General features: G+C 68.8%; 3 protein-coding genes. All 3 read left to right on the top strand.

Features of this window, described 5'->3' with window-relative positions:
• A partial coding sequence (locus tag AC1DOC_RS28515) for a glutathione S-transferase family protein (protein WP_478131005.1) occupies window positions 1-768 on the top strand: 768 nt, incomplete at its 5' end.
• Between the two features lie 112 nt (window positions 769-880).
• Window positions 881-2284 carry an amidase gene (locus AC1DOC_RS28520; RefSeq protein WP_015865472.1) on the top strand — a complete coding sequence of 468 codons (1404 nt, stop codon included), beginning with the start codon at window positions 881-883 and terminating at the stop codon, window positions 2282-2284.
• On the top strand, window positions 2281-2663 hold a 383-nt coding region (locus AC1DOC_RS28525; RefSeq protein WP_478131006.1), incomplete at its 3' end, for a tryptophan 2,3-dioxygenase family protein. The genes AC1DOC_RS28520 and AC1DOC_RS28525, both read left to right, overlap by 4 nt.

The following is a 2663-nucleotide window of genomic DNA, read 5'->3' on the forward strand; positions in this document are numbered from 1 at the left end:
GTCAGCGGCTACAGCGGACGGACATCGGGCTACAGCGGACGGACATCGGTCGAAACGGAAGGCTTCGATCCCTGCGTGGTGCCATTGCTCGTCGACTACGACACCGGCCGCGTGCTCGCCGATTCGCAGCGCATCTGCATCTACCTCGACAGCGTATCGCACGAGCCGGTCCAGCTCGTTCCCGATGCACCCGATGCGCGCGCCGAGGTGATGCGCCAGGTCGGCATCGTCGACAGGATTGCGAACGGCGCGCTGCTCTACGGCTTTCATCCGGATGCGGATCTGCGGCCCGAAGCGCTCAAGGCTTCGATGCAGACGGTCTACGACTACAAGGTCATGGCGCTGGAGCGCCTGATAGCCGACAACGCCGGCGAGCCCGAGCTGGTGGCGGCCTACCGCGCCAAGATCGTGAAGGAAAGCGGCGGCAAGAAAGTGTGCCGCGATCCGGCCTTCCAACGCGCCGCGCGCGAGCAGACGAGGCAACTGCTGATCGGCCTGGAGCGCGACCTGGCCGCAGGTTCGTTCGCCTGCCTGAACGGAAACGCCTTCTCCCTGGCCGATGCGTTCTGGGGCGTCAACCTGGTGCGCCTGAACTATCTCGGCCTGGGGTCGATGTGGGATGCGCTTCCCCATGTCGCGCGCTATGCCGATGCGCTGGCCAGGCGGCCTTCCCTGTGCAAGGAAGCGATCCAGGCGTCGCTCGATTCGATGCCGCATTCCCGCTACATGGATGCCATGGCGGACTGCCGGTCCGAAGTTCCCGCCTGAGGTCCCGCGCGGCGCAGCGAAGCGGCTGCGCCTTCCACTCTCGTTTCCTCACCCGTCACGCCGTGATGGCGGGTGCGGCCGCCCCATGGCTTTCCGAGCCCGGAGAAAAACCTTGAACGCCGATTGCCCGCCATCTCCCGTGGCCCCTTCCGCATCCAGCCTGCGCCACGCGCTCGACGCCCTGGCCGCCCGGCGCATCACGGCCGTGGCCCTGATCGAGCAGGCACTCGAGGCCGCACAGGCCAGCAAGCGCGACCTGCGCGCCTTCGCCGCCATCGACCGGGACGGCGCGCTGGCCGCCGCGGCAGAAAGCGACAGGCGCTATGCGCAAGGCCGGCAACGGCCGCTGGAAGGGCTGGCCATCGGCGTCAAGGACCTGATCGACACCCAAGGCATCGAAACCAGCTACGGCTCGGCCGCCTACCTGGGGCACCTTCCGGACGCCGACGCCGACGTGGTGCGCGCGCTGATCGAGCGCGGCGCCATTCCCGTCGGCAAGACGGCCACGCATGAATTCGCATGGGGCGTGACCACGGCCAGCGCCACCTTCGGCGACACCTTGAACCCGCTGGACCGCACACGCATTCCCGGCGGCTCCAGCGGCGGCGCGGCCGCGGCGATTGCCTGTGGCGCCGTGGCGGCCGGCCTTGGCACGGACACCGGCGGATCGGTGCGGATCCCGGCCGCGCTGTGCGGGGTCGTCGGCTTCAAGCCGAGCTTCGGCGCACTGCCCACGCGCGGCATCTTTGCACTGGCACCGACGCTGGACCACCCGGGCTTTCTTGGCGCGACGGTCGACGACGTCGCGCTGCTGGCGGGCGCATTCCACATCGAAATGCCGCAGCACGCCGCTTCTCCATCTGCGCGCCTCGGGGTGGTGCGCGAGATCGCGCCCGTGCCGCCGAGCGCCGAAGTCGCATCCGCGTTCGACACCGCGGTTGCGAAGCTCGGAGAATTCCTTGCGTGCACGACCGTCGATGCGCCCGGACTGTTCGACGGCGTCTTCGAGGCCTTTGCGCACATCGTCCTCACCGAGGGCGGCGTCGAGCACTTCCGCCGCAACGCCACCGATCGCATCGCTACCCACTACGGCCGCGAAACCATCGAGCGGCTCGAGCGCGCCAAGAGCATCACGCTGGGCGACTACGCGCGCGCGCAGCAGGCGCGGCGCGACTTCACCGCCCGGCTGCATCGCGCCATGTCGCAGCTCGACTACCTCGTGCTGCCGACCTGCCCCTGCACCGCGCCGCAGGTGAATCAGGCATCGATCGATATCGGCCATTGGTCGGGCACCGTGCGCGAGGCGCTGATGACCTACACGGCGCCTTTCAACGTCGCGGGGTTCCCGGCCATCTCGATTCCCCTTGCCGCCCGCGACGGCCGCCTGCCCGCCGGGCTGCAGATCGTGGCGAAGCCTGGCCGCGACGGCGCCCTGCTGCAGATCGCACAGCAGATCGAAGGCCTCATGCACACCGGCACATCGACGCATCCCCCCACCACCAGGAGCACACCATGAGCAACACCCCCACCCTTGCGGCCATCGAACGCCCCGCGTCCGGCCAGACACCCTACAGCGCATGGATGCAGACCGACACCTTGCACTCGCTGCAGCGTACCGTCAGCGACCACCCGGGCGAGCACGCCTGGATCGTGCATGTGCAGGTGTCCGAGCTCTACTGGATGCTCATCATCAAGGAGATCCAGTCGGCCCAGGCGTTCCTGCGGGCCGACGACCTCCCGCAGGCCTGGCGCACGTTGCAGCGCGTCGTTGCGCACCATGCGCCGCTGGACGCCATCTGGCGCTCGATCGACTGGATGACGCCGAACGACCTGCTCGCGATCCTTTCACGCGCGGTCGCCACGCACGGCAAGGACACGGCGCTGCAAGGCTGGAC

This window comes from Variovorax sp. 01T439_2 (assembly GCF_056398445.1).